Origin of the sequence: Solirubrum puertoriconensis (genome assembly GCF_001483135.1) — a bacterium.
In the GTDB taxonomy this organism is placed as follows: domain Bacteria; phylum Bacteroidota; class Bacteroidia; order Cytophagales; family Hymenobacteraceae; genus Solirubrum; species Solirubrum puertoriconensis.
Window position 1 is genome coordinate 1 of the sequence record NZ_LNAL01000008.1, and the last position, 25,710, is coordinate 25,710.

The 25,710-nt window shown below is 58.4% G+C and carries 19 protein-coding genes, 1 tRNA gene and 1 rRNA gene; 9 read left to right on the plus strand and 12 right to left on the minus strand.

The annotated features are described in order from the left end of the window. The 4 genes from ASU33_RS14075 to galK form a co-directional block, all read right to left on the minus strand. A 16S ribosomal RNA gene (locus tag ASU33_RS14075) occupies positions 1-493 on the minus strand; the annotation flags it as partial. An 807-nt stretch (positions 494-1,300) separates the two neighbouring features. Next, positions 1,301-3,139: a glycoside hydrolase family 13 protein gene (locus tag ASU33_RS14085; RefSeq protein ID WP_078063153.1), complete on the minus strand. Its 1,839-nt coding sequence runs from the start codon at positions 3,137-3,139 to the stop codon at positions 1,301-1,303. Positions 3,140-3,296: 157 nt separating this feature from the next. Further along, on the minus strand, positions 3,297-4,352 hold the full coding sequence (locus tag ASU33_RS14090) for a UDP-glucose--hexose-1-phosphate uridylyltransferase (protein ID WP_059071508.1): 1,056 nt from the start codon (positions 4,350-4,352) through the stop codon (positions 3,297-3,299). A 36-nt stretch (positions 4,353-4,388) separates the two neighbouring features. After that, positions 4,389-5,561: a galactokinase gene (gene galK, locus ASU33_RS14095; protein WP_059071509.1), complete on the minus strand. Its 1,173-nt coding sequence runs from the start codon at positions 5,559-5,561 to the stop codon at positions 4,389-4,391. Positions 5,562-6,059: 498 nt separating this feature from the next. Between galK and ASU33_RS14100 the strand changes: the two genes are divergently transcribed. The 3 genes from ASU33_RS14100 to ASU33_RS14110 all read left to right on the plus strand — a co-directional run bounded on the left by ASU33_RS14100 (position 6,060) and on the right by ASU33_RS14110 (position 11,309). Continuing rightward, complete coding sequence (locus ASU33_RS14100; RefSeq protein ID WP_286130562.1) at positions 6,060-7,649, plus strand: family 43 glycosylhydrolase; 1,590 nt, start codon at positions 6,060-6,062, stop codon at positions 7,647-7,649. A gap of 121 nt (positions 7,650-7,770) precedes the next feature. Then, a complete protein-coding gene (locus ASU33_RS14105; RefSeq protein WP_059071511.1) occupies positions 7,771-8,826 on the plus strand; it encodes an aldose epimerase family protein in 1,056 nt (351 codons plus the stop codon). Between the two features lie 302 nt (positions 8,827-9,128). Then, entirely contained in the window at positions 9,129-11,309 is a 2,181-nt protein-coding gene (locus tag ASU33_RS14110) for a bifunctional alpha,alpha-trehalose-phosphate synthase (UDP-forming)/trehalose-phosphatase (RefSeq protein ID WP_059071512.1), read from the plus strand. Positions 11,310-11,543: 234 nt separating this feature from the next. Here the strand turns inward: ASU33_RS14110 and ASU33_RS14115 are convergent, their stop codons facing one another. Together ASU33_RS14115 and ASU33_RS14120 are read right to left on the minus strand one after the other, a co-directional pair. Beyond that, the gene (locus ASU33_RS14115; protein WP_059071513.1) at positions 11,544-13,331 is read right to left on the minus strand and encodes a glycoside hydrolase family 15 protein; all 1,788 of its coding nucleotides are present in this window, start codon (positions 13,329-13,331) and stop codon (positions 11,544-11,546) included. A 99-nt stretch (positions 13,332-13,430) separates the two neighbouring features. After that, a complete protein-coding gene (locus ASU33_RS14120; protein WP_059071514.1) occupies positions 13,431-13,667 on the minus strand; it encodes a hypothetical protein in 237 nt (78 codons plus the stop codon). Positions 13,668-13,923: 256 nt separating this feature from the next. On the opposite strand from ASU33_RS14120, the gene ASU33_RS14125 reads away from it, so the two are divergent. Then, positions 13,924-14,940 (plus strand): helix-turn-helix transcriptional regulator, encoded by a 1,017-nt coding sequence (locus ASU33_RS14125; protein ID WP_059071515.1) that lies wholly within the window; start codon positions 13,924-13,926, stop codon positions 14,938-14,940. 102 nt (positions 14,941-15,042) lie between these two features. On the opposite strand, the gene pdxH is transcribed toward ASU33_RS14125, so the two are convergent. The 3 genes from pdxH to ASU33_RS14140 form a co-directional block, all read right to left on the minus strand. Then, positions 15,043-15,672 (minus strand): pyridoxamine 5'-phosphate oxidase, encoded by a 630-nt coding sequence (pdxH, locus tag ASU33_RS14130; protein WP_059071516.1) that lies wholly within the window; start codon positions 15,670-15,672, stop codon positions 15,043-15,045. Between the two features lie 225 nt (positions 15,673-15,897). Further along, the gene (locus ASU33_RS14135; RefSeq protein ID WP_059071517.1) at positions 15,898-18,417 is read right to left on the minus strand and encodes a DUF5686 and carboxypeptidase-like regulatory domain-containing protein; all 2,520 of its coding nucleotides are present in this window, start codon (positions 18,415-18,417) and stop codon (positions 15,898-15,900) included. Between the two features lie 413 nt (positions 18,418-18,830). After that, a tRNA-Met gene (locus ASU33_RS14140) sits at positions 18,831-18,903 on the minus strand. 235 nt (positions 18,904-19,138) lie between these two features. Between ASU33_RS14140 and ASU33_RS14145 the strand changes: the two genes are divergently transcribed. Further along, a complete protein-coding gene (locus tag ASU33_RS14145; protein ID WP_059071518.1) occupies positions 19,139-19,327 on the plus strand; it encodes a hypothetical protein in 189 nt (62 codons plus the stop codon). A gap of 7 nt (positions 19,328-19,334) precedes the next feature. Here the strand turns inward: ASU33_RS14145 and ASU33_RS14150 are convergent, their stop codons facing one another. Continuing rightward, entirely contained in the window at positions 19,335-21,212 is a 1,878-nt protein-coding gene (locus ASU33_RS14150) for a BamA/TamA family outer membrane protein (protein WP_149867234.1), read from the minus strand. A gap of 177 nt (positions 21,213-21,389) precedes the next feature. On the opposite strand from ASU33_RS14150, the gene hemW reads away from it, so the two are divergent. The 4 genes from hemW (at position 21,390) to ASU33_RS14170 (ending at position 24,639) form a co-directional block, all read left to right on the plus strand. Continuing rightward, positions 21,390-22,535 carry a radical SAM family heme chaperone HemW gene (gene hemW, locus ASU33_RS14155; RefSeq protein WP_059071520.1) on the plus strand — a complete coding sequence of 382 codons (1,146 nt, stop codon included), beginning with the start codon at positions 21,390-21,392 and terminating at the stop codon, positions 22,533-22,535. 176 nt (positions 22,536-22,711) lie between these two features. Beyond that, positions 22,712-23,152: a hypothetical protein gene (locus tag ASU33_RS14160; protein ID WP_059071521.1), complete on the plus strand. Its 441-nt coding sequence runs from the start codon at positions 22,712-22,714 to the stop codon at positions 23,150-23,152. Then, positions 23,145-23,849, plus strand: a complete 705-nt coding sequence (locus tag ASU33_RS14165; RefSeq protein ID WP_059071522.1) for an alpha/beta fold hydrolase — start codon at positions 23,145-23,147, stop codon at positions 23,847-23,849. Before ASU33_RS14160 ends, ASU33_RS14165 begins: the two co-directional genes overlap by 8 nt. 7 nt (positions 23,850-23,856) lie before the next feature. Beyond that, on the plus strand, positions 23,857-24,639 hold the full coding sequence (locus ASU33_RS14170; protein ID WP_059071523.1) for a cyclase family protein: 783 nt from the start codon (positions 23,857-23,859) through the stop codon (positions 24,637-24,639). Between the two features lie 216 nt (positions 24,640-24,855). Here ASU33_RS14170 and rpmA read toward each other — a convergent pair whose 3' ends face one another. Both rpmA and rplU read right to left on the minus strand, forming a co-directional pair. Next, positions 24,856-25,128, minus strand: coding sequence for a 50S ribosomal protein L27 (gene rpmA, locus ASU33_RS14175; protein WP_059071524.1), 273 nt, complete (start codon positions 25,126-25,128; stop codon positions 24,856-24,858). A 108-nt stretch (positions 25,129-25,236) separates the two neighbouring features. Beyond that, positions 25,237-25,545: a 50S ribosomal protein L21 gene (gene rplU, locus ASU33_RS14180; RefSeq protein ID WP_059071525.1), complete on the minus strand. Its 309-nt coding sequence runs from the start codon at positions 25,543-25,545 to the stop codon at positions 25,237-25,239. Positions 25,546-25,710 lie beyond the last annotated feature (165 nt).

Here is a 25,710-nt window from a genome sequence, read left to right on the forward strand (position 1 = left end):
GAGTTAGCCGGTGCTTATTCAACCGGTACCGTCGGTTTCCCCCGCAGGGGCTTTTTCTTCCCGGTCAAAAGCCGTTTACAACCCAGAAGGCCTTCATCCGGCACGCGGCATGGCTGGGTCAGGATTGCTCCCATTGCCCAATATTCCCTACTGCTGCCTCCCGTAGGAGTCTGGCCCGCATCTCAGTGCCAGTGTGGGGGATCGGCCTCTCAGCTCCCCTAGCCATCGTCGCCTTGGTGGGCCCTTACCCCGCCAACTAGCTAATGGCACGCAGGCTCATCTACACCCGAAATTCTTTAACCGCCAGCCGATGCCGGCCCGCGGTGTCATGCGGTATTAATCCACCTTTCGGCGGGCTATCCCCCAGGTGTAGGCAGATTGCCTACGCGTTACGCACCCGTGCGCCACTGACGCATTGCTGCGCCCGTTCGACTTGCATGTATTAGGCCTGCCGCTAGCGTTCATCCTGAGCCAGGATCAAACTCTCCATTGTAAAAAAACTTGCCGGCGCTGCCGAGGCAGCGCCCGTGTCGAGTGCTGATCCGACTCGTCTATAACGAGCTGTGCTTTTTACGCTTGCCCGCGTTCCGCTCGAAAGCAGAACGCACTTACCTTTTTGTCTTTCCAGTCTTTCAAAGAACGTGCGCCGAAACCTGTCGTCTCGGCGTCGCAACTGCCCGCGGCAGCCGTGGTGCTTTTTTTGCTTGCCGAGCGGCGTTTCCGTTCGGGGCGGCAAAGGTACGCGGTTTTTTTCGCTTGGCAAGCCAGCCGAAGATTTTTTTTCGACCCTTTCGCTGCCGGCCGCCTCCGGTTGAAGCGGGCTGCAAAGGTAGGCAACTTCCCGCCGCCCGCAAGCCCTCAGCTCAACTTTTTTTTCGGCGCCCGGTGATCAAAACCAGCCGCGAATCGCGTCTGAGCGCCGCCTTCCGTCTGAAGGGAGGGCAAAAGTAGTAGGCCTTGCTGATTTAAGCAAGCGCTCCGGCAAGATTTTTGCTAGTGCCGCCAACTCTCTTGCCTCATCAACGCGTGCAGAGAGTCTAACTATTAATAGGTTGCCGCAAGTTCCATTGCGGTGACCCCTAAAGAAAAAAATTGCTCTCTGACTTCTAGTATCCTAAAGGCGAGCACCTCAACCGGCACGAATTACCGGTGCTTTGGAGAGACACCATGGACAAATCATAAGTTCATCATTCTAAATAAATTTCGCAACTTACTGTAAATCAATACACATAAACAGCAGCCCAGCTTTCAAGGTTATTTCCAGAAGCGGGGCTGCTGTTTATCTATCAGGACAAGGACCCTATTTCCTTAAGATCATCCCCGTGAGCGGAGGTAGATCAACTTGGTCTGAGTTGATGAACGTTCCGTGCATCAAATTGGTCCAGCGGCCTTTTACCGGGAGTTTGAACGAGCGGCTGTTCTTCTCTAGGTTGAATAGCACTACTACTTGTTGCTCCTTGTCAAAACGCCGGTAGCTGAGTTGCTTACCAGTAGCCGTCAGAAACTCAATATCGCCAGTTATTAGTACTGGGTTATTCTTACGTATTCGGGCGAGCTTCTGATAAAACGCATGATGCTCGGCATTGTAGCCAACTGGGTCATAGGTCTTGGCGCCGGGCTGATAGTTGTTGTGGGTTTCGGACTCAAACTTTATGCCCGGCCACATAAGCGGCTTGCGGCAATCGGGGTCATCGGCTCCCCACATTCCGAGTTCATCGCCGTTCCAGATGTGAGGCGCGCCTACGTTGGTAAACTGGTGCATGAGGTAAAGGCGCACGCGGTTGTGGGTATCAGTATCGGGCCTGCCGGTTTTGTAGGCGGCGTTGTCGCGCGGGGTAGCCTGATACTTGTACTTGCCGGGGTTGAAGAAGTCGGTTAAAAGGCGAGGCGTATCGTGGGTGGCTGATACATTCATCATGGCGTAGCGCGTGGGTTTGGCCAAACGACTCCATTCGGCCTGCAGCTCGGCAACGAACTGCTTGGCGTCGATGCTTTCGGTGACGTTGGCAAAGAAATTACGAGCGGGCCGATAGATTTGGTAAAACATTACGGCGTCGAACACGTCGCCGCTAACGTAGGGCACGGGGTCCATTAGCTTATCGGGCCACTCTTCCCACCAAATCTCCCCAACCAAATAGGCGTCGGGCTTGATGCCTTTTACATAGGTGCGGTAGTCGCGCCAGAAACCCATGGGTATTTGGTCGGCCACATCGAGGCGGTAGCCATCGATGCCTTTGCCTATGTCGCCATCGGGAGCAAGCCAGCGTTTTGTGACAGCATATATATGTTGCTTGGCTCCTTCGCTGAGGTTGCCTTCGTATGGTCTCCCTGATTTTCGTTCCGTAGTAATGTTCGTCTTCCGGATTTCGGGCAAGCTCGCTAGGTTGGCCCAACCTTGATAAGCAAACTCGCTGGCCGGCGTAGCGGGGTTGTCGAAAGAGGTAATCTGATACCAGTCGGCAAATGAAGAAGCTTTCTGCTTCTTCAGGATATCCTGCCAAGCCCAGAATCCCACGCCGGTGTGGTTCCAGGAGTAATCAAGCACCACCTTCATGTTGCGGCGATGCGCCTCCTCCACCAGCTTCAGGAAAAGCTTGTCAGCAGAAGTCCATTTCCAAGTGCTCGGGTCGGCTGGGTTCTCACTGGCAATAATGCGCTGGTCGCCGGCGGGGTCGGGCCCGAAGGTCACATCTATATGATGGTAGTTGCGGGCATCGTACTTGTGCAACGAAGGAGCATCGTTGAGTGGGTTCAGGTACAAGGCCGACACGCCTAGGTCGCGCAGGTAGTCGAGCTTGTTGATGACACCCTGCAAGTCGCCGCCGTAGCGCCGTAAACCCAATTCATCGCCCCACGAGAGTTTGGCCTGCTTAGCCCACGGCTCGGGTTCGTACCAGTTGTGTGCCCAAGGTGTGATGCGCCAGCCAGGCGGAGCCTCAAATGCTGGCTGCATGGTTTGCGGTGTGGGGTCGTTTTTGGGGTCGCCGTTGCTGAAGCGCTCCACAAAAATCTGGTACCACACCACATCCTTAGCCCAACTGGTCGGTTGGCTATCGGCTGCAACTGTTTGCTGGGCAGAAGCGAGGCGTGAACAAGACAAAGCACCTAGGAGAAGTAAACCAAATCGGGAGAAGAGCATAGCAAGCAGCAAAAGATGCAGAAGGCTGCTAGTATAAGGTATCTGGCAGCAACTACCTCCCCAGGTGACTACACTTGCCGCAACACACCCTTAGGAAAACAACAACGGACGGCGGTAGCGCCGTCCGTTGCGTAATCTTAAAACTTGTGCCGAAAGCCTATTGCTGAGTGGCAGCCTTGTAATGCACCTCCGGAAGGCTGCGTAGCCTATCGGCACTGAACTCGGGCGTGATGTCGCGCTGCGGGTTGCCTAGCATTTCGTAGCCTACCATGAATTTGCGCACCGTGGCCGAGCGCAGCAGTGGCGGGTAAAAGTGCATGTGCAGGTGCCACTCGGGGTGCTCTTGGCCATCGGTGGGGCGCTGATGCAGGCCGGCTGAGTACGGGAACGAGATGTTGAATAGGTTGTCGTAGCGAATAGTAAGGCGGCGGATTGCATCGGCCAGCGCGTCGCGCTCTTCGGGCGCGAGTTGGGTAATGTCCTGCACCGGGCGGCGAGCTACCAGTAACGTTTCGAAAGGCCACACGGCCCAAAACGGCACGAGCACTACAAAGTGGTCGTTTTCCAGCACCACTCGCTCTTTCTTTTCAAGCTCAATACCTAGGTAATCGGCCAATAGGGTGCGGCCGTGCTGCTGGTAGTAGGCTAACTGTTGTACGGTTTCTTTGGCAGGCTCGGAAGGCACAGTGCGTTGCGCCCATATCTGCCCGTGCGGGTGCGGGTTCGAGCAGCCCATCATCGTGCCTTTGTTCTCAAAGATCTGCACGTAGTTGATATCAGGCTGGGTACCTAGGGCCAGAAATTCGTCTGCCCACAAATCAACGACCTTCCGGATGTCGGGGGTGCTCATTTCGGGCAAGGTAAGGTCGTGGCGGGGCGAAAAGCAGATAACACGCCCCACCCCCGATTCGGCTTCGGCCCGCAGCAAGCCACTTTCGTCGATGAAGCCGGCAGGCGTATCGGGCAACAGCGCCGCGAAGTCGTTATCGAATACGAAGGTGTTGGTGTAGGTCGGGTTCACGGCACCGTTGGCGCGGGTATTGCCGGGGCACAAATAGCAACCAGGGTCGTAAGCAGGACGTTGCTCTGCATCGGGCGTTTCTTGCTGGCCCTGCCACGGGCGCTTGGAGCGGTGGGGCGACACCAGTACCCACTCGCCATTAAGCGCGTTGAAGCGGCGGTGCGGGTGCTCGGTACTATCGAAGGCAGCCATAGGCAAGCTGTATAGTGAGGTACGACGAAGGAGAACCTAGGCCTGGGCCACCGGTGTATTAAGCGCCTCTACCCCACCCACAATCGTGGTCTGGTAGGTTTCGAGCGGGCGACGGAAATGTTGCTCGTAGGCAGTGCCCACTTGCTGAATGAAATTCTCGACCTGATCGGGCGCTACCAGGTTGATGGTACAGCCCCCGAAACCGCCGCCCATCATGCGCGAGCCATACACGCCGGGCACTTTGCTGGCGGCCTCCACCAACACGTCAAGCTCTTCGCAGCTTACCTCGTAATCGTCGCGCAGGCCGGCGTGGGAGGCATACATTTCCTTACCAAAGGCCTCTAGGTCGTGCACCTCTAGGTGGCGGCAGGCAGCCTCCACGCGCAGGTTCTCCTGCACTACATAAGCGCAGCGGCGGTACACTACGGGGCCAAGCTCGTCGCGGTGGGCGGCCAGGTGGTCGAGGGTAGCATCGCGCAGGCTTTGCACTTCGGGGTAATACTGCCGCAGCACCGATACGCCACGTTCGCACTCCTGCCGGCGTGTGTTGTACTCGGAGCTGGCGAGGCTGTGCTTTACGCCGGAGTTGCAAAGCACAATGCGGCAGGCTTGGGTATCGAAGGGGAAGTAAGCGTACTCGAGCGAACGGCAATCGAGGCGCACCACGTGCTCGGGCTTGCCGAATAGGCTGGCAAACTGATCCATGAGCCCGCATTGTACCAAGGCGTACTCGTGCTCGGCTTTTTGCGCAATGTGCGCCAGCTCCATTCTGTTGATATTGGTGCCAAGTAGTTGGTTGAGCGCGAAAGCCAGCCCGCACTCTACTGCGGCCGACGATGACATGCCAGCTCCTATAGGAATGGTGCCACCGAACACACAATCAAACCCCGTGAGGGTGTGTCCGCGCTTCTGCAACTGCGCCACTACCCCCAGAAGGTAATTGGCCCAAGGTGTGTCGGTACGATGCACTTGGTCGAGCGCGATGGTGAAGCAGTCGTTCAAATCGTGCGCTACCAAGCGGATTTCGGCGGTGCTGTTGAGCCCTACGGCGTAGTAAATGGCTTTGTCGACGGCCGCTGGCAGCACAAAGCCATTATTGTAGTCGGTGTGTTCGCCGATGAGGTTGACGCGACCAGGAGCACGCACCAACAACGGAGCGGCGTAGCCAAAATGGCGTTGGAAGGCAGAAGCAACAGTTTGGGCATGCATAGCAACGGGAATATGGTTACCGGCAGCAGCCGGCCTAGAACTACGAGTAATCCGTCGGTATGGCCGAACTAGTGGCCAATTGCCGATGCTGCCGCAACCACTAGGCAAGTCCTAGGCTGCAGCATATAAGCGAAGAGTTAATTAAACGTTTGACCGGGTGATTTGGCCTATTGAGCTGGGATAATTCGGTATTCAGCAAAAAAACCGTAAGCATAGTGGTTCCGCAATGAACCGTTGTATAACTTCGAAAAGTTGAAAACGCCGAACTCTTGGATTTACCATTGCGTTCGGCGTTTTCATTGCTGCAGAAAGGCTTTTGGACCAAGGTGGCGCTGAATTGCGTGAACAAAACTTCTTGATTAAGTACCAAACCATTTTGTTGATTCTGGCCCGCGTTTTGCACCCGGTGTTTTTGTGTAGTTGGCTATGCATCCCGGGCAGCAGGTTGGAGCAGCTTGTCGGCTTGGCCTGATTTCTTCCTTTTAAACTTCTCCTGCTTTGTCTTTCGAATTGGAACCCGGGGCTTACACCCCAACACCGGACGCCGATTTGCTCGTCGACCGCCCAGAAGTAATGTACTCTGGAGTCGACGCACCGGCTCCCGTAGCCCCGGCTCTGGTAGGCTACGACCGCCTAGTGCTGCCAGGAGATTTCCCGGATCCGACGATTACCAAGATCGGTGACACCTATTGGGCCAGCGCCACTTCGGCTGAGTGGGGCGCCGTGTTCCCGCTGTTTAAGTCTGATGACTTGGTGCACTGGGAGTTGGTAAGCCACGTGTTTCCGGGCCGCTTGCCCTCGTGGTGCGACTCGCAATTTTGGGCGCCCGAGCTCTTTTATGAAGGCGGTAAGGTATACATGTATTACACTGCCCGCAAGAGAGGAGGCGTGTTGTGCGTAGCCGTAGCCAGCGCCGACCGCCCCGAAGGCCCTTACACCGACCACGGACCGCTGGTTGGCGAAGCGGCCGGCTCGATTGACGGTTTTCCGGTGCGCGACGAGAACGGTGTGCTGCACCTTATCTGGAAGAACGACGGCAACAGCATCGGCAAGCCCACGCCCATTTGGGCGCAGCGCATCGATGAAGCAACGCTGAAGCTGGTAGGCAAACGTCACGAGTTGTTCCGCAACGACACGCCGTGGGAAGGTACTTTGGTAGAAGGCTCGGCTTTGGTGCGCCACAACGGCTACTTCTACATGTTCTACGCGGGCAACGCGTGCTGCGGCAAGTACTGCACCTACGCCGAAGGGGTAGCCCGCTCGCGCAATTTGCTTGGTCCTTGGGAGAAGTACGACCGCAACCCCATCCTCACCGATAACGAAGTGTGGAAATGCCCCGGCCACGGCACTGTTACCGAAAAGGACGGCCGCTGGTTTTTGCTGCACCACGCTTACCACGTCAACAGCCACGAGTTTGTAGGCCGGCAAGGTTTGCTGAGCGAGTTTACCTGGAACGAGCAAGGCTGGCCCGAGTTCGTGAATAACAGCCCGCAAGCCGCACCCCTGGCCGATGTGACGCTGATGAACGTGACCGACAACTTTGCCGGTGATGAGTTAGGCTTAACTTGGCAATGGCCTGTAACGCAGCAGCCGCCTATTGAGGTAACCGAGGGCCAACTGCACCTAGGCGCTAGCGCGGCCCGCTTGGGCTCGATTGTGGCACAGCGCACCTATTCGGCTACCTACACCGCCAGCGTGCAGGTTGATACCACTACCATGGGCGAGGGCACATTTGCCGGCCTAGGTGCTGTGGGCGACCCCTACAATGCCCTGGTCTTGGTAGCCGGCGACAACATGCTGCAGCTTTGGCACGTGAAGATGGGTAAAAAGCAACGCCTCACCGAGGTACTGCTCGAACCCTGCAGCACCCTAGGTTTGCGCCTTGAGTGCTGGGGTGGCAGCCGCTACCGTTTTTCTTACACCCTCGATGGTGGCCTGAACTGGGAACCGATCCGCACTGATGGCTTCGCTATCAATGGCACTTACCTGCCGCCGTGGGACCGTGGCGTGCGCGTAGGCCTGATTGCCCAAGGCGAAGAAGGCGACGTGGCTACGTTTTCGCAATTCAAGCTGCGCAACCAACGCTAAGGCGCTTTGCCTATTTGTACTACCGAGCCCCGGCTGCCCCTGCAGTCGGGGCTCGGTGCTTTTAGTGTCACCGGAGCAAGCAAACACCCGTACAAAGCGGCTCGGTCTCTTTGCATCGGATATGGCACAACCATCTATTACGGCCGCACCGTTCGGCGAGCTGCCCAACGGCCAAACTGCCCAACTGTTCACGCTCACCAGCAGCACTGGCCTAGAGGTGCGCATTACCAACTACGGCGGCATTGTAACGCACTTTTTCGCGCCCGATCGGCAAGGCCAGCCGGGCGATATTGTGCTCGGTTTCGGCAGCTTGGATGGCTACCTCAGCGACGCTTACGCTACAGCCAACCCTTACTTTGGTGGGCTGATCGGCCGCTTCGGCAATCGCATCAAAGAAGGCCGCTTCACCCTCGATGGGCAGCCCTACACCCTTGCTACCAACAACGGCCTTAACCACCTGCACGGCGGCATGCACGGCTTTAACCAGCAGCTCTGGGAAGCCGAGATGCTTGTAGACCTAGGACCAGTGTTGCGGCTTACCTACATCAGCCCCGATGGCGAAGAGGGCTACCCCGGCAACCTCACGGTAACGGTGCTTTATGGCCTTACTGCTGATAACTCCCTGCGCATCGACTACACTGCCACCACCGATCGGGCTACCCCCATCAACCTCACCAACCACAGTTACTTTAACCTAGGCGCTGATGCCACTCCCGATATACTAGGGCACGAGCTTACGCTGCACGCCGACCGCTACACGGTTGTCGACGATACCTTAATCCCGACTGGTGAGCTGCGCCCCGTGGCCGGCACGCCCTTCGATTTTACGCAGGCACACACCATTGGCGAGCGAATCGGGCAAGTGCCCGGCGGCTACGACCACAACTGGGTGTTGCGCGGCGAGGGTTTCCGGACGGTGGCCGAAGTGCACGAGCCTACTTCGGGCCGCACCCTGGAGGTACGCACCGATCAGCCCGGCATTCAGTTCTATGCTGGCAACTTTTTAGCGGGTACGCTTACAGGCAAACAAGGGCGCCCCTACCCTAAGCACGGCGGCTTTTGCCTCGAAACCCAGCACTTTCCCGACTCGCCTAATCAGCCTACCTTCCCCAACACGGTGTTGCAGCCGGGCGAGGTGTTCAAGTCCGTAACGGAATACCGTTGCGGGGTGCGCTGAGGCAAAACCCGTATTAGTCACCAAGCAAAATCGGTATTTGTTGGGCAGCCCGGCGGCAAACCCCGCCGTTAAAGAGTGTGGCAGGCTGCTCATCAAATGCGGCAACTAGCATGTACCTTATTGGTGCATGTAACGATGAGCGGCCTGCCTCTTTTTGTGCCCATACCTAGGGTACCACCATAGAAGCCTAGGCGCTAGGTGCTGCTTGCCGCTCCTCCATCACCGTCGAATAATCATTTAATAACACGCCCTAAACGGGGCGCTGTTCGTAGTGGACTAGCAGAAAAGCTCTGCTCTGACGTATGCCTCGTACCATTATTGTTTCTAACCGTCTTCCTACCAAAGTAAAACGCGCCGACGACGGTAGTCTCTCCTTTTCGCCCAGCGAGGGCGGCTTGGCTACTGGTTTAGGTTCGGTTTACCAGCAAGACGACAACGTGTGGGTAGGATGGCCCGGCCTGTACCTCGATAGCGAGGACGAGGAGCGCCACGTTACCGAACAACTTCGTCCCGACAGCATGGCGCCGGTGTTCCTCACCGAAGACGAAATTCGGGATTACTACGAGGGCTTCAGCAACGAAACCCTGTGGCCTACCTTCCACTACTTTGCGCAGTACGCCGTATTCAACCCCACGTACTGGCAGGCCTACGAGGCCGTGAACCGCAAGTTCTGCGAAGCCGTGGCTGCCCAAGCTGGCCCCGACGACACCATCTGGATTCAGGATTACCAATTGCTGCTGCTGCCGGGCATGTTGCGCCAGGCTCTGCCCAATGCTACCATTGGCTTTTTCCTACACATCCCGTTTCCGTCTTACGAGTTGTTTAGGGCGGTACCGTGGCGGCGGCAACTGCTCGAAGGCATGCTCGGAGCCGACCTCGTTGGCTTCCACACCTACGGCTATATGCGCCATTTCCTGAGCTCGGTGGAGCGCCTGCTGGGCTGCCCCAACCAGAATGGCTTGGTGGAATCGGGCAACCGCACCGTGATGGTAGATGCCTTTCCCATGGGCATCGATTACGACAAGTATGCTGAGGTGGCAGCCTCCGCCGAAGCGCAAAGCCTCGAAGCTGAATACCGGCAGGTCCTGGCCGATCAGCAGGTGGTGCTCAGCATCGACCGGCTCGATTACACCAAGGGCATTGCCCAGCGCCTGCGGGCGTTTGAGTTGCTGCTGCAGCGCCACCCCGAGTTGCACAACAAAGTAACGCTGCTGATGCTAGTGGTACCCTCGCGCGACCAAGTGCAGCAGTACAAAGAGCTGAAAGAGGAAATTGACGAGCTGGTAGGCCGCATCAACGGCGACTACCGCACCATCAGTTGGTCGCCCATTCAGTACTTCTACCGCTCTTACCCGCTCGAGGAGTTGAGCGCCCTGTATCGCATCGCTGATGTGGCGCTGGTGTCGCCGATGCGCGACGGCATGAACCTGGTAGCCAAGGAGTTTATTGCCAGCCGACTCGATCAGCGGGGTGTGCTTGTACTAAGCGAACGGGCCGGTGCTGCCCGTGAGCTGTCGGATGCGGTCATCATCAACCCCACCGACATGGAGCAGGTAGCCGACGCCATGTACCAGGCCCTGACCATGCCCGCCGACGAGCAGCTTAGCCGCATGACCAGCTTGCAAACCATTGTGAAGCGCTACAACGTGCACGCTTGGGTCGAGTTGTTCATGAACCGCTTGGCGTACAGCAAAATCAAGCAGCAAATTCTGAACACCGACACCCTCGACGAGCCCGCGCAGCTGCTCATGACCGAGCAATTTAAACAGGCCCAAAACCGCTTGCTGCTGCTCGATTACGACGGCACGCTGATGCCGTTCCAAACCAATCCGCAGCGCGTAAGCCCCGATGCAGAGTTGCGCCGCCTGCTGCAGGCGCTTACCGCTAACAAGCGCAACCGCGTGGTTATCATTTCGGGCCGCGACCGAGAAACGCTAACCAACTGGCTCGGCGATTTGCCGCTCGATTTCATTACCGAGCACGGTGTGTGGCTGAAGGAACGCGAGGGCGACTGGCATATGATTCAGCCGCTTCGCAACGATTGGAAGCGCGACATTCGGCCTATTCTGGAATTGCACGTGAGCCGTACGGCCGGTGCCTTTATCGAGGAGAAGGAGTACTCACTGGTGTGGCACTACCGCCGCGTCGATCCGGACCTAGGCGCCATGCGTGCCCGCGAGCTAGCGGCGCACCTCAACTTTATTGGCAGCGGCAGCGGCTTGCACATTATGGAGGGCAACAAGGTGGTCGAAATCAAGAATGCCGGCATTGATAAAGGCGTAGCTGCTGCGCATTGGGTGCAACAGTTTGGCCCCGACTTTATTTTGGCCATGGGCGACGACCGCACCGACGAAGACACCTTCCGGGCCGTGCCGCCCGAGGCGTACACCGTGAAGGTGGGCGCCCGCCCTAGGTCGCTGGCCCGCTACCACCTCGACAGCCCCGAGCAAGTACGCCAGGTGCTCTGGAACTTGGTTGAGTAAGCGGAAGCACCGGCTGTCATTGCGAGCAAAGCGAAGCAATCAGTCCTGAGCTGGGCACAAGCCCTCACCCAGCACCAACCGAAAACCCCGTACCAACCGAAACCGCACCGCCCGAATCCTAGCAACAGGATTTGGGCGGTGCGGTTTCGGTTGGTACTAGCTGAACGATTGTGTTGCTAGTGGAAGGATTGCTTCGTCCTCGCAACGACAACGTGAGGAACGGTTGAATTTGCTTTACAAGAAGTTGGGCACGTCGAGCTTCTTGGAAATGCGATAGGCAGCGTTTACCAAGCCTACGTGGCTGTAAGCCTGCGGGAAGTTGCCCCACTGTGAGCCGGTGCGGGCATCTACATCTTCCGACAATAACCCTAGGTGGTTGGTGTAGCCGAGCAGCTTCTCGAACTCGCGCACGGCGTCATCGAGGCGGCCGACGCAGGCCAGCGCTTCGATGTACCAGAAAGAGCAGATGAGGAAGGTCGTTTCGGGCGTGCCGAAGTCATCGGCGTGGCGGTAACGATAGAACAAGCCCTCGGGGGTTTTCAATTCGGCTTCGAGCGCGGCAAGGTGCGTACGCGCCACCTCCGAATCGGGCCGCAGGTAGCCCATCATAATGAGCTGCATGGTGCTGGCGTCGAGATGCGGCGAGCCGATGGCGTTGGTGTACACCTGCCGCCCAGGGTTAAAGCAAGCCTCAATTTTTTGCCCGGCTTGCCGCATCAGGCGTTCGGCCAAGCCAGCCATATCGGCGTTACCTAGGTTGTTGGCCACCTTGTGGGCGGCATGAGCACCAGCCCAGTGGAAGAGGTAGGTGTAGCAGTGAAATTGCGCTAGGTTGCGGAACTCCCACAGGCCGGCATCGGGCTGCTCCATGGTGCGCTCAATAAACGAGAGGGCATCGTACATGAGCTTTTCGGAGTGTACGCGCTCTTTCGTAACAAAACGCTGATCGACGTAGAGCGGCAGCAAAGCTACCAGCACCTGCCCGTACACGTCGTTCTGGATGTGCGTGTAGGCATCGTTGCCAATGCGCACCGGCTGGTTGCCTAGGTAGCCGGCCAGGTGCGAAAGCTCCTGCTCAATAAGCTCGGAGTTGCCGCTTATGGAGTACAGCGGCTGGTACTTATCGCGCACCTTCGTGGAGATGTTGGCGATGAAGTGAAAGTACTGCTCCATCTCCTCAAAGTGGCCGATGTTGTTGAAGGCCGTGAGGATGTAGTAGGTGTCGCGCATCCAGCAGTAGCGGTAGTCCCAGTTGCGCGTGGAGCCCGGCGCCTCGGGCAGCGAGGTGGTAGTAGCCGCGATGATGGCGCCCGTGTCTTCGTACTGATGCAGCTTCAGCACCAAGCCCGAGCGGATTACCTGCGGTTGGTAGAAGTTGCTGATGCTGGTGCTTTTTACCCACTGGCGCCAGTACTGCGTGGTTTCGCGCAAAAACCGCTCGCAGGTGCTTTCGAGCGCGGCCTCTAACGGTGCGCCGTAGGTGAGCACCAAGTACTTGGTTTCGGTGAGGGCAAAGTCTTCCTCATCCAAAATGTAGCTGAGCGGCACGTTGGAGGTTAGGCGCACCTCCTCGGGCAAGCCCATAAAGCTGATGTGGTTGGAGGAGCGGCGCGGGCTGAGCATTTGCCGGCCGTAGTCGCCCACAGGGCGGCACACGGCCCGCACGCGGGGCGTACCGGCCAAGGGCTCGAGCTTCCGAATCAGCATTAATGGCTTGTAGTACCGTTCGTACTGCTGAAAGCGGGGCGCAAAGTCGGTTACGCGGTAGCGGCCCTGCGCCGACTCCACCTCGGTGCACAGAATATTGGTGTTGTCGAGGTAGTATTGGTGCGTCCGGAACTCCCCCTCGGCAGGCCGCAGCGTAAACTCGCCGCCCTGCTGCCGATCGAGCAGGCTGCCAAATACAAAGCCGCTATCGAAACGGGGCCAGCACAGCCACTGCAGGCTGGTATCCTGATGAATAAGCGCCAAGTAGGCGCAGTTGCCGATTACGCCTAGGTCGTAAGTGTGTCGGTTGCTCATGGGCCGGTGCAGCACCCGCGTTTACAAGGGTGCATGGCCTGAGTGTACCCCATGCAGCCCGCCGAGGTTGCCTTGCCCGCGCAACTATAGCCCAAACACCTACCCTGCCATGCCCAGCAGCAAACCTGCTCCTAGCACTACAGTAGCCAACCAAAACAGGCGCGTGGCCCATTGCTGTTGCCGCTGCAGCATGGCGTAGCGGGCCGAGCAGGCGGGCTCTTGGGGCTCGCGCGGCTGCAGGGTTTCTTTGAGCAGCAGCCATACGGCGGCTACTACTTGCACAAACACTGCGCCGGGCACCAGTACTTTCGAGGAAGACAGAAGCGGTGAGTTCATAGCTGCAGAAGTGATTGGCTGGCGGGGCTGCTTGGGCCTAGGTGGTGGTGCGGTGTAGCGGCACTGCCAAGCCGAACGGTGAGGGATGTAGAACGATTTCGTTGCAAATCTGCAGGCTATCGGCTCGTTTCTGCTTTCGCGAAACGGAGTTCCACTTTCGCGAAACGGAATTTGTACGCAGTGCCCGTTCTCCGTTTTGCGCTATTCATTCTTGCTATACCACTGCTGCTGCTTACTTTGTAGTAGCAAGTGACCTATGGAGACCTTCTTCGAGTTCCGCACGGCCGAACTCACCGACAACTGCCAAACCGAGCTTCAGCAGCACGCTAATGTGGTGCAGGCCGATACGCTGTGGCGTAATCCCGCGGGTAGTACCGCCAAATTCACCGATTATTTCCTCGATGGTTTTCAGCTAACTAGCATGAGCGGCAAGCTGGTACAGCCGCTTAAGGCCGAGCTGGAAGTGGCCAAGCCGTGGGTGGGCATGCTGTTTCAGTTCGACGGCGACACGCACTCGCGCAGCTGCGCCAGCCGCCCTATGACGCTCGGCTCGAGCCGGCAAAACGTGGTAGGCGACGAAACCACCCGCAACCACTACACCTTTCAGGGCGAGCAGAGCGGCCGCGATTTTCACATGTTCTCAGTGCACCTCACGCCCGAGTTCTTTCGCAACCTCGTTACGAGCAATGCCGAGTGGCTGCGCATGCACGAGCGGCGCCTGGGCCGCGCCGAGCCTTTTGTGCTGATTCCCGATGGCGTGGCCGTAACGCCCATGATGCGCGCCATCATTCAGCAAATTGCCGAGTGCCCCTACTCGGGCGCCCTGAAGAAGATGTTCTTGGAGGCGCGCTTTCTGGATTTGTTTGTGGAGCAGCACGAACAAATGGCGCGCAATCTTTACCGCCTCTCCACCACCGAGCGCGACCTGTTTTACGCCATCCGCGACTTCCTCGACTCTCACTACGCCAACCCGCCCAGCCTGCTCGAGCTGGCGCGGCAGTTCGGCACCAACGACTTCAAACTGAAAAAGGGCTTTAAAGACCTGTTCGGCACCACCGTGTTCGGCTACGTGGCCGAGCGCCGCTTGGCCGTAGCGCACCAACTGATTACCCACACCGAGCAGCCGCTGCAAGAGGTGGCCGAGTCGGTGGGCTTTACCAACCCGGCGCACTTTGCCACGGCCTTTAAACGCAAGTTTGGCGTGGCGCCCTCGCAAATGCGCCGCTCGCGCTACACCGTGCCCGATACCGGTGCTTGGATGCAACTGGCCTAAGCAGCACTTAGGGCAGTTGCTGCCCAATTGAGTACGCCCACAAAGCACCTAGGCCCCGCAGCGCAACTGCGGGGCCTAGGTGCTTTGTGGGCGTATCTGGCGTTAAGGAGCTAGGCACACCTGCTGCCAGCCGGTCGGCGTCCGCTCAAAACGCATGCGGCTGGGCAAGTCGCCGGGGTTGCCAGCCCAAAACTCGATCATGGTAGGATGCACGGCATAACCGCCCCATTGCGGTGGACGCGGAACGGCTTTTTGGGTAGAAAAACGCTCCGTGGCTTCGTGCAAGCGTTCGGCAAGCTCCTCGGGGCTGCTGAGCACTTGGCTTTGCGGCGAGGCCCACACGCCCAATTGGTTGGCCCTAGGCCGTTTGCTGAAAGCGGCAGTGGCATCGTCGGGCGGCAATGGGTGTACCACGCCCTCCACGCGCACTTGTCTATCGAGCCCCGACCAGTAAAAAGTAAGCGCGGCGTAGGGGTTGGCTTCGAGCTCTTGGGCTTTGGGGCTGGTGAGACTGGTGAAAAATCGGAATCCGGTTTTATCGGTGGGTACGCCGTGCAGGTACACCACGCGCGCCGTGGGGTGGCCGTCGGAGCGCACGGTGGCCAAGGTCATCGGCACGGGGCCATCGAGCGGGGCTTCGTCGAGCCAGCGCTGAAAAAGATGCAGCGCATCGGTTTCGGCGAGCAGCGTGGCCCAGCCAGCCGGCAGGGCCGGCGCAAGGGTTGTTTCCATAGCAACAGGTAGGGTAGTGAGGGCGGAGTAGCGGCCACTGAAGCAGCCGATAGCACAAACGTAAACTATTGCAGCTCACAATCAAGGATTTATCACATCTATATGTGAAGCTCGACTATGATCGGCTTTCGCTGTAAGCGCCAAGCCCAAACACGTAGCCCCGGCAGCAGCTGTACAACCTGCGCCGGGGCTACGTGTTTGCGCTTGCGCCAACTTTAAGCAGGCCTACAGCTTAAACTGGGCGCAAAGCTTCACGCCGAAGTCGCGGGCACCGGGCAAGTCGCGGTAGGTGAGGCGGTGCAGGAAATCGACCCGCAGAAACTTAAAGATGTTCTCGACGCCGTAGCCCACCTCCAGGTAGGGCGTGCTACCTAGGGGCCGGAACGTAGGCAACGGCGCCCCGCTGGCATCGATGGCCGGCGTGGCGTCGCGGTTGGCTTGGCTTACGCCGCCGTACAGCACATTGCCCGAGGCCAGCAGGCGCCAATCAAGCTTTTTGAGCAGCGGCACCGCGTTAATGAGCAGGCCTTCGAAGTAGTGCTCGGCGTGCAGCGAGGCGTACCGGTCGCTCACAAACTCGAAGTAGCGCATCAGGTTGTAGGCGTTGGAGGTGTAAATGAACGACTCGTTGCCTAGGTGCGACTTGAGCACCGGATACGGCACCGTGCTCGGGATGTAGCCCGCATCCACGATGTACTCGGTGCGGCCCAGCTGGCCCAGCTGCACGCTGTGCGTCATCGTGAAGTTGAATTTGTGGTACTCGAAGTCGCTGCCCAACACATCGGGCAAGCCCAGGGTATAGCGAAACGTAAACACCGGCCACTTCATTAGCCCCACGGCGTAGCGGCGGTTCTGATTCTGAATCAGTACCTCGTCGGGAGCGTAGCGCGATTCGAATATCACCTCCGAAAGCGCGTACTGCCGCGCCGTGGGGGCGTTGGGGCCGTGGTCGGCGCTGGTGTAGTACGCAAAGTTGTAGAGCGGATCGAAGCGCTGGTGGCGCAGCGTCACCTTTTGGGTGAAGTTGTGGAACAGGTCGGTTTGGGCCGTTACGCTCGTCATGTCGCGCCACACCGGCAGGCCGGGCTTGATGTTGCCAAACCGCGCCGCGGCCTCGAACAAGGGGCTCTCGAGGGCCAGGTCGTTATCGAGCAGGGCTACTAGGTCTACGTCGTGACTGTGGCGCACACTGAAGAGCGTCCAGTTCTGCCGATCCACAATGCGGTCGGCCGAGAGGCCGTACTTAAACTGCCCGTCGCGGGTGCCGTAGGCCAGGTAGCCTTGCAGCAGCCAGTTGGGGTTCAGCTCGGGTGTGCTCCGGAAGCCCAGGCGCAGGCGGTGCCCCTCCACGTTGTTGTAGTTGTAGGAGCTGAAGATGGGCCCCAACTCAAACCGGCCGCGCGGGCCTAGCTCTTTGTAGCCGTTTACTACCAAATCGGCTACCTCCAGGAAGGTGCGCACCGAGGGCAGCTTGCCCACCGAATCGAGCACCGCGAGGGTGCGCTGCTCCTGCGCCGACAGGGTATCGGGCCGGTGCTGCTCCCAGAAACCAGCAGGCGTTTTCAGGGCTTCGGGTGCGGCGGCAAAGGGTTGGTCGTAAAACGGCAGCTCGTGCGGCCGGCCCGCCTCGAACTGGCTGTTGACGGTGGTGAACCGCACCAGCAAGCCGGTTTGCTTTTTCGTCGGTTTCAGGCCTACTACCACGCGGGTGCGTTGCGGCAACCACGGCCCGGCCGGCGAGGGCGCCAAATCCTGGTACACCCGAATCTGGTCGACGAAGTTGATGTTGGCCTTGGGGTCCACCGCCAGGTCGACGCGGCGTAGGGCGTAGGAATCGGTGGTCACCCAAATGCGGCCCGTGAAAGCCAGGTCCTGCGGCCGGCGCGGAAACACCTTGAGCTGGTAGCAGCGGTCCTGCCCGATCATCACCGAGTCTTCGAGGTCGTAGTCGTAGGTGAGGCGCCAGCCGTCGGCAATGGGCGAGATGAAGTCCTTGCCCATCACCACCTGCCAGTTGGGGTAAAAGTCGTAGTCCTGAAACGAGGAGCCCAGCACCTGCGAGAGCAGCGTGCCGTCCTTGGGCGCTACGCCGTGCAGCTGGGTGTGCTTGATTTCCTCCCGCTCGCGGTTGGGGCGGTGGCGCACGTAGTAGCGCGAGAGCACCTCCGAGGCAAACACCGGCACCGTGGGCTGGCCCGCAGCGTTGCGCTCCAGCTTCCCGACGCCGTTGGCCACGGCCGTCATGTCGCGGATGACCTTGCGGCGCGCCAAGCGGTCGGTGATGTCCGACAACGACACCTCGACGCGGTTGTAGCTGTCGAACTCAAAGGCCGACAATTCTTTCTTGTCGTGCTGCTTTTTGTGCTGCTGCACCTTCCGCAGAATGGCATAGGCAGGGTTCTCGGTGGGCCGGATGGTTACTTCACCGAGGGCAATGGCCGCCGAGGGCAGGCCAATGTTCACGGTTTGAGCAGGCTCCTTGCCAACGGCCTTGCTGCGCGGCTTAAACCCCACGGCCGAAGCCGTAACCGAATCGACCGGCTGCAGCACCTTCAATTCGTAGCGGCCTTCGTCGTCGGCGGTTGTGCCAAACGTGGTGCCCTTCACGTACACCGAGGCAAAGGGCACCGGCTGCCCGTTGGCCGCTTCGGTGATTTTTCCGGTAAATACAATTCGCTGTGCAAACGCAGAGTTGATACCGACCAGCAAAAAAGCGAGCCAAACCCAAGCGTAATGATACTTCATATCTATCCCAACTATTGTCGCAAAGGTACGACGCAGCCAGGCAGCAATTACTTTAATAATTAGTCATACCGCTGAGCTTTGATTTTTACAACAACTTAATTAACAGTTGATTATTCATAATACAGAAATAATATATCTACCCGGTGCGATTATAGTAGGCAAGCAGCACAAGATGATGCAGAAACAAGAACCAACCACCTCTGCCTAAGCCGGCCAATGATTACCGACGAAGCTAGGGCATCATCACTCTTCTAAAAGATTATTTATAACCTTACCCTCAGCAGCAAGCTCAAGCTGCGCCCAGTAGGTTTGACACGAGCAAACAACTTCAGCAAGCAGTACCCTTGTAGCGACCAAGGCAGCCAAAAGAAAAAGCCCCAGCGAGTTGATTACTCACTGAGGCTTTTCTGAGGTAGCGGGGACAGGACTCGAACCTGTGACCTTTGGGTTATGAGCCCAACGAGCTACCAACTGCTCCACCCCGCACTGTTTGGTGATGCAAAAGTAGTAGCCTTTTTCGGATTTGCAGCATACCCGGCAACAATTACCTACCGAAGCCACGTTGTCGCCTGATAATCAGTAAGAAAATATTTCCCCAAATTATTGTCGATAGCTGCTGTGGTTGAATGAACCTTGCGGGGCGGCGCTACCTACATTGCCAAAACAAGTGACCAAGTCACAGTTTTCTGCGTAAGGCAGAAAACACGTTATGCTTCAGCGGATGAAACGCTTTGTTGTCTACTCCTTGGCCGGCTTATTGCTCGCCTGCTCTTTGCTGGCCTGCGATAGTCAGCAACGCGACATGGACCAAATCTCCACCGAATCGCCCACTACCACCAACAGCACCAACCCCGAGGCCGACTCCGACACCAGCGTAGCCCCCGAAGACACGGCAACTGTGCGCCTCTAGCGCCCGCCTAAAAGCGGCTGGTAATGCCGAAGTGAATTTTAGAAGCACCTAAGGAGAAACGCTGGCTATTGCTGCGCCCTACTGAGTACACAAACTGAAATAGGCCGGCTCCGGTCCGGAAGCTCAGGCCGGCACCTAGGCCGGTAGGCGCGTCTTCGCCTAGGTCGTTGGGCAGGTCGCGGCGCAGATAAGCCTGATCGGCAAACAGAAACACGTAAGCATCGGGGCCGGTAAACTGCCGTAGCTCCACGGTGCCAATGCCGTACTGGGCGGCAAAAAACTGCAGTTCATTAAACCCGCGCAACGTAGCCAAACCACCTAGGCGAAACAAATCGTTGAGGAACAAGCGGCGGTTGAGCAGCGCTTCGCCGCGCACTCGCCCTAGCAACACCCCTTGCTTGCCTACGCGCAGATAGTATTCGGCCCGGCCGCTCAGGCTCACTTGGGTGGTGCGCAACGGCAGGCCCTCGTACAGCTCGGGGTTGACATAGGCGTTACGGCTGATGATTTTGTTTCCCACGGCGGCCTGCCCAGCTAGCAGCAAGCCCTGTCGCGGAAACAGCAGATCATCGAGTGTTGAACGGCTAAAATCGAGGCCGTAGGCGGTGTAGCGCGAGTCGATGTTTTCGGGCAGGGCTTGCAGTGTGGGCAAGTTGCGGCGCGGGTAAAGGCGCGAGTTGCGCTGCTCCACAAACACACTGAAGCGCCCGGCCTTGGCTGCCGGGTAGCCCACCTGCAGACGGGGCCGCAGCGTAAGAAAGGTACTGTCCTGCTTGAACAGGTTGAAGCTAGCAGCCACATCCAAAGGCGAACCGAAGAAGCTGGGATGCTGATACCCCACATCGAGCAGCTGCGAGGCTGTCCCGATTTTGCGCCATTGCAAGCCCAACTGCTTGCCGCCACCGCCTAGGTTGCGCAGGTTCAGGGTAACGTCGCCGGTGAGCTGCACGCGCCGCTGCTCGGCCGTGGGGTTCGGGTTGGGCAGCACTCCCACAATGGCATCGAACTGGTTGGCGTTACGGTCGTCGAGGAGGAGGTATACGCGGGCCCGGCCACGGGCAAAGCGCACCTCGGGCTCGGCTTTTAGCTGCACGTAGGGCAATTGTCGCAGCAGGCGTGCGGCCGCATCTACCCGCTGCTGGCTGTAGGGCTGGCCCGGCAAAATCTGCAGGTACTTGCTCAGGAAACGCTTGCGCGTTTTGGTGTTGCCGATGATTTGCAACGAATCGAACTCCACCACCGGGCCCCGATCCAAGGTAAGCCGGGCTGTGATATCGGAACCATCGAGCTGTACCGAATCGAGGCGTACTTGCGCAAACGGGAAGCCCTCGTTTTCGCTGTTTTCGAGCACGCGCTGCTGCAAGCGCGCCAGCTCGGTTGGCACCAGCGGCTGCCCTAGGTACAGCCTCTCCCGAAAGCCGGTGTGCGTCAGTACGTCCTCGGTGAGGTTGCCGCGTTGCAGCCGCGCCCACCGAAACTGCTCGCCCACGTACAGGCGCACGGCCAAGGTATCGCCGCGCCACTGCATGGTGTCGGCCGAGGCGGTGAGGTAGGCATCGGCCTGCATGGCCAGCAGCAGTTGGCGCACACTGCGCACGGCCTCTAGCGTATCGGCGGCCGTGGTGCGCACCCGGTAGCGGCGCAGCACGGCTTGGTCGGCGGCTTCGGTTTCGAAGCGCAGGTACTTGGGGCGGGCGGGTGCCACGCGGCGCTTGGCTAGCGCGGCCGAGTCGGGCAGCGTTGGGCGCGGCGGCAAAGGCGGCGCTTGGGTAGCGGGCAGGTTGGGCGCCGTTACCGGTGAGGTGGTCTGAGCCCACACGCTTGCTACCGCTCCGAGCAGGAGCAGGCTTGCCAACAGCAGGAAGCGCACGAAGCTGGTATACATTTGCAGGCTCAAACGCAGTAGCGGCCGTTTTCATTTCCTGCCGAAGCATTTGGCCCGTCGGTTACCTAGAGGCTAGTGTTTACTAAACCGGCATCGGCACCGCGGCAGGCAGCCCGGCAAAGCGCGAACTCCAAAGTTCGCGCTACTGTTGCACAATCTTAGCACATCCTCTTCTCCGTGGCCGGACTCTACCTTCATATCCCGTTCTGCAAGCAGGCTTGCCACTACTGCGACTTCCATTTCAGCACCTCCCTAGGTCGGAAAGAGCAAGTGGTGCAGGCCTTGGTGCGTGAGCTGGAGCTGCGCCACGATTACCTAGGCGGCGCCGGCCTGAGCACCATCTACTTTGGTGGGGGCACGCCCTCGTTGCTTACCGAGGCTGAGCTGCTCACGCTCTTCGAAGCTATTTACAAGTATTTCGACGTAGCCGCCGACGCTGAGATAACCCTCGAGGCCAATCCCGACGACCTCAGCGCCGCCAAGCTGCGCGAGTTGGCGGCTTCGCCCGTCAATAGGCTTAGCATTGGGCTGCAGAGCTTCCACGAGCCGCATTTGCGCCTCATGAACCGCGCCCACTCGGCCGAAGAGTCGCGCCGCTCGGTGCAGCTTGCCCAAGATGCCGGCCTGAGCAACATCAGCCTCGACCTGATCTACGGAGTGCCCGCCCCCGACCACAGCGTTTGGCAGCACGATTTGCAGCAGGCCGTGACCCTAGGTGTACCGCACCTCTCCTGCTACGCCCTCACCATCGAGCCGCAAACCGTGTTTGGCCGCCGGCTGAAGAAGGGCACCTTCCGCGGCGCGCCCGAAGAGTTTGTAGCGCAGGAGTTTGAAATGCTCCTGACAGCTAGCCGCGAGGCTGGTTACGAGCAGTACGAAATCAGCAACTTCGCCAAGCCCGGCTGCTACTCGCGCCACAACTCCAGCTACTGGCAGGGCGTGCCTTACCTAGGGCTGGGCCCCAGTGCGCACTCCTTCAATGGGCATAGCCGGCAGTACACGGTGCCGAGCAATACCAAGTACGTGCAGCAGGTGCTGGAGCACAACGCCTTGCCGGCCACCATTGAGCAGCTCTCGGCCACCGACCGCGCCAACGAGTACCTTATGACGAGCCTGCGCACCGCTCAGGGCTGCAACTTGGCTTACCTGCGCGGGCACCTAGGCATCGATCTAGCCACGGAGCGCGCGGCTTATTTACAGCAACTGCAGCACGATGGTTGGGCCACCATCAGCCACGAAACGCTGCGCCTCACCGACCGCGGCAAGCTACTCGCCGATCAGATTACCCTCGAGTTATTCTTGGAGGCACCCGAGGAAGTGTAGTTCACGCACTTCACGGTACGTGTTGCGTCGGCTAATTAGTGCTACTCTCTGAAGCTCAGCAATAAGCCGTTTTGCCTAGCAAAATTTCTGGTTGCTGATTCGGCAAACAGCCAGCTTTTGCGTAAATCCAAGGGTATTTTGTCTTACCCCCATCATTCCCGTACCCGCTTCCCCGCATGCAACGCCTCATTGACGCCGTCGAATACGGTGCTGATTTCTTTGTGGAGGAAGTACAAGTGCGCGCCATTGTTTTCGACAACTCCGACGACGTGACGCTGTGGGCCACCACCGTGTTCGATGGCCAGACGTACTTTTTTCACCTAGGGCTGCCGTTTGCGCAACTCGATTTACTGCTGCGCCAAGCGGGCGTGCGCTCCGGTGAGTTGCAGGAAGAAGTGGCCGACGCCTTGGCTACGGCCCCGCGCCCCTGCCTGCTCGAATACACCGCCGAGGGCCACGAGCCCTTCGTGCTGCCCGACATTGCCCTGAAGCTTTCCTTCACGTACCCCGCCGACGAAGACGAGTTCGAGGACGATGAGGACGAGGAAAGCGAAGAACGCTCAGCCGCCGACAACGTGTTTTACCTCGAAGGTATTTACCGCCGTTTGGATGCCTGATTCCGCCGCGCCGCAGCAACCCATTCTGTATCTCATTCCGGGCCTAGGTGCCGACGAACGCATTTTCACGCGGCTGCTTCCTCAGCTACGCGGGCACGTAACGGTGCTGAATTGGATACAGCCCACTCACCCCGATGAGCCCTTGCCCGCCTATGCCGAGCGCATGGCCGAGGGCATTCCGCTCGATCGGCGCTGCTGGCTGGTGGGCGTATCGTTCGGCGGTACCGTTGCTCTTGAAATTGCCCGGCTGCGTCCGCTGGCGCTTGTAGCCCTTATCTCTAGCATCCCTGGCGCCGACCAGCTGCCGCCCTTGCTGCGCATCATTCGGGCTACCGGCGTGCAGCACTGGGTACCGCCGCAATTGCTAAAGCTGTTTCCGCGGGCAGGCCAGTGGTACTTCGGCATTGGCGGCGGCTCCGAGTATCAGCTGTTTAAAGCAGTATTGCGCGACCAAGAGCCCCGCTACACCCGCTGGGCCATTCGCAGCCTGCTGCGCTGGGACAGCCGCGACATTGGCCCGTGCGTGCAAATCCGCGGCACCCACGACCGGGTATTTCCGCCCGGTCCGGCTAAAGTTGAGTACTTGATCGAGGGCGGCACACACTTTATGGTTTACAGCCGCGCCGACGAAGTAGCTCGTATTCTGAACGAGCTAACGGCGGAGTTCACCGCCGAGCCACCCGTGGTTAACACCTGATTCAGCCATGCTCACTGCCTCCATTCAGTACTGCGGCCGCTCCTTCAGCTACGATCCTACCGCGCCAATTAGCATTGCGTTGCCGTTGGCGCCCGGGCCCGACCAAGTGAATTGCTTTTGGGCCGAACCGGTGCAGATTGATGTCATTCGGGTAGGCGGCTTTGTGGGCAGCGTGGCCGAGGGAGGCAGCACTAACTACAAACGCGTGCACGTAACGCCCCACGGCAACGGCACGCATACCGAGTGCTTCGGCCACATAAGCCCCGATGCAGCCACATTGCCAAGCTGCCTCAAACAATACTTGTTTGTAGCCTGGCTGATTTCTGTTGAGCCACACCGCCGCCTCGATGGCGACTACGTGGTGGAGCTATCCGACGTGCAACCGCTGCTACAAGCGGCTCCGGTGCCGCCTCAGGCCCTCGTCATTCGTACGATGCCCAACGATGAGAGCAAGCGCAGCCGTCAGTACTCAGGTCAGAATCCGCCTTACATCTCAGCTGAGTTAGCGCAGTACCTGGTTGATGCCCACATTGAGCACCTCCTGCTCGACCTGCCTAGTGTTGATCGGGAGCTCGACAACGGCATATTGGCCGCACACCACATTTTCTGGCAATATCCTAGCGATATGCGCCGACAAGCCACCATTACCGAGCTCATTTTTGTGCCCGATGCCGTGCCCAACGGGTTATACCTGCTCAACCTTCAGGTAACTGCCCTCGAGCTAGATGCCAGTCCCAGCAACCCGGTGCTTTACCTCCTCACCGAAACCGACGGTTGGGCAGGGCACTAACGGTCAAGGAATTCGTCCAGTGAGTTAGCTAAACATTATCATCCTGAGCAAAGGAGCTTATTACGTCCGCTAGTCATTACTTGATGCAAGTGTATTAGGCGTGATAGGCTCCTTCGCTTTGCTCAGGATGAAATGATGTGCTCTTGATAGTCGGACCGCAAACACAAAAAGCCCGCCTGAACGGCGGGCTTTTCTGATGCTAGTTGCAGCAGCTACTTAAGCAGCTACTTCTTCAGCAGCCGGCACAACCGTCACGAACGAACGGTCTTTGCGGCCTTTGCGGAACTGAACCGTACCGTCAATCAGAGCGAACAAGGTGTGGTCTTTGCCAATACCTACGTTCTGACCGGGGTGGTGCTTGGTACCGCGCTGACGCACGATTACGTTGCCGGCAATGGCCAGCTGGCCGCCGTAAATTTTAACGCCGAGACGCTTCGAATGCGATTCGCGGCCGTTGTTGGAGCTACCTACGCCTTTCTTGTGAGCCATTTTGTTTGAGCTGTTAGCTATTAGCTATCGGCTATTAGCTGAGGTTCAGAGAAAAAGCCCGGTTGGGAAAGCAAGCTAACAGCTAAAAGCCATCAGCCAACAGCTTTCTTAGCCGATGCTGTTGATCATTACTTTCGTGTAGTCCTGGCGGTGCGTATTGAGCTTCTTGTAGCCCTTACGACGCTTCTTCTTGAACACGATTTGCTTATCGCCGCGAACGTGTGCGAGGATGGTGCCTTTTACTTTAACGTCCGACAGGAAGGGGGCGCCTACACTCAGCGTGCCGTTATTGTCGGTCAGCAGTACATTGCCCAGTTCTACTTCGTCGCCGACGTTGCCGGCCAGTTTGTGGGCGTACACAAATTTGTTGGCTTCGACCTTGGTCTGCTTGCCGGCTATGTCTACGATTGCGTACATCGGTTTTCCGCAGGTTTTCTGAAAATGGAAGGCAAAAGTACTAGCTCTATTCCACAATACCAAACCTAACTCACTAATCCTCTTTCAGTCGGCTTAAAAATAGCTACCTCGGCGAGTTAACAGTACTGCCTGGCGCGAGTACGTAATACAAAATTGGTGGATAAC

Coding starts and splice junctions, on each gene's coding strand:
- ASU33_RS14085 (WP_078063153.1), bottom strand. CDS start 3,139: ATGCTCTTCTCCCGATTTGGTTTACTTCTCCTAGGTGCTTTGTCTTGT.
- rplU (WP_059071525.1), bottom strand. CDS start 25,545: ATGTACGCAATCGTAGACATAGCCGGCAAGCAGACCAAGGTCGAAGCC.
- ASU33_RS14160 (WP_059071521.1), top strand. CDS start 22,712: ATGCAACGCCTCATTGACGCCGTCGAATACGGTGCTGATTTCTTTGTG.
- ASU33_RS14145 (WP_059071518.1), top strand. CDS start 19,139: ATGAAACGCTTTGTTGTCTACTCCTTGGCCGGCTTATTGCTCGCCTGC.
- ASU33_RS14165 (WP_059071522.1), top strand. CDS start 23,145: ATGCCTGATTCCGCCGCGCCGCAGCAACCCATTCTGTATCTCATTCCG.
- ASU33_RS14135 (WP_059071517.1), bottom strand. CDS start 18,417: ATGAAGTATCATTACGCTTGGGTTTGGCTCGCTTTTTTGCTGGTCGGT.
- ASU33_RS14110 (WP_059071512.1), top strand. CDS start 9,129: ATGCCTCGTACCATTATTGTTTCTAACCGTCTTCCTACCAAAGTAAAA.
- pdxH (WP_059071516.1), bottom strand. CDS start 15,672: ATGGAAACAACCCTTGCGCCGGCCCTGCCGGCTGGCTGGGCCACGCTG.
- rpmA (WP_059071524.1), bottom strand. CDS start 25,128: ATGGCTCACAAGAAAGGCGTAGGTAGCTCCAACAACGGCCGCGAATCG.
- galK (WP_059071509.1), bottom strand. CDS start 5,561: ATGCATGCCCAAACTGTTGCTTCTGCCTTCCAACGCCATTTTGGCTAC.
- ASU33_RS14125 (WP_059071515.1), top strand. CDS start 13,924: ATGGAGACCTTCTTCGAGTTCCGCACGGCCGAACTCACCGACAACTGC.
- ASU33_RS14105 (WP_059071511.1), top strand. CDS start 7,771: ATGGCACAACCATCTATTACGGCCGCACCGTTCGGCGAGCTGCCCAAC.
- ASU33_RS14170 (WP_059071523.1), top strand. CDS start 23,857: ATGCTCACTGCCTCCATTCAGTACTGCGGCCGCTCCTTCAGCTACGAT.
- ASU33_RS14120 (WP_059071514.1), bottom strand. CDS start 13,667: ATGAACTCACCGCTTCTGTCTTCCTCGAAAGTACTGGTGCCCGGCGCA.
- ASU33_RS14115 (WP_059071513.1), bottom strand. CDS start 13,331: ATGAGCAACCGACACACTTACGACCTAGGCGTAATCGGCAACTGCGCC.
- ASU33_RS14150 (WP_149867234.1), bottom strand. CDS start 21,212: ATGTATACCAGCTTCGTGCGCTTCCTGCTGTTGGCAAGCCTGCTCCTG.
- ASU33_RS14090 (WP_059071508.1), bottom strand. CDS start 4,352: ATGGCTGCCTTCGATAGTACCGAGCACCCGCACCGCCGCTTCAACGCG.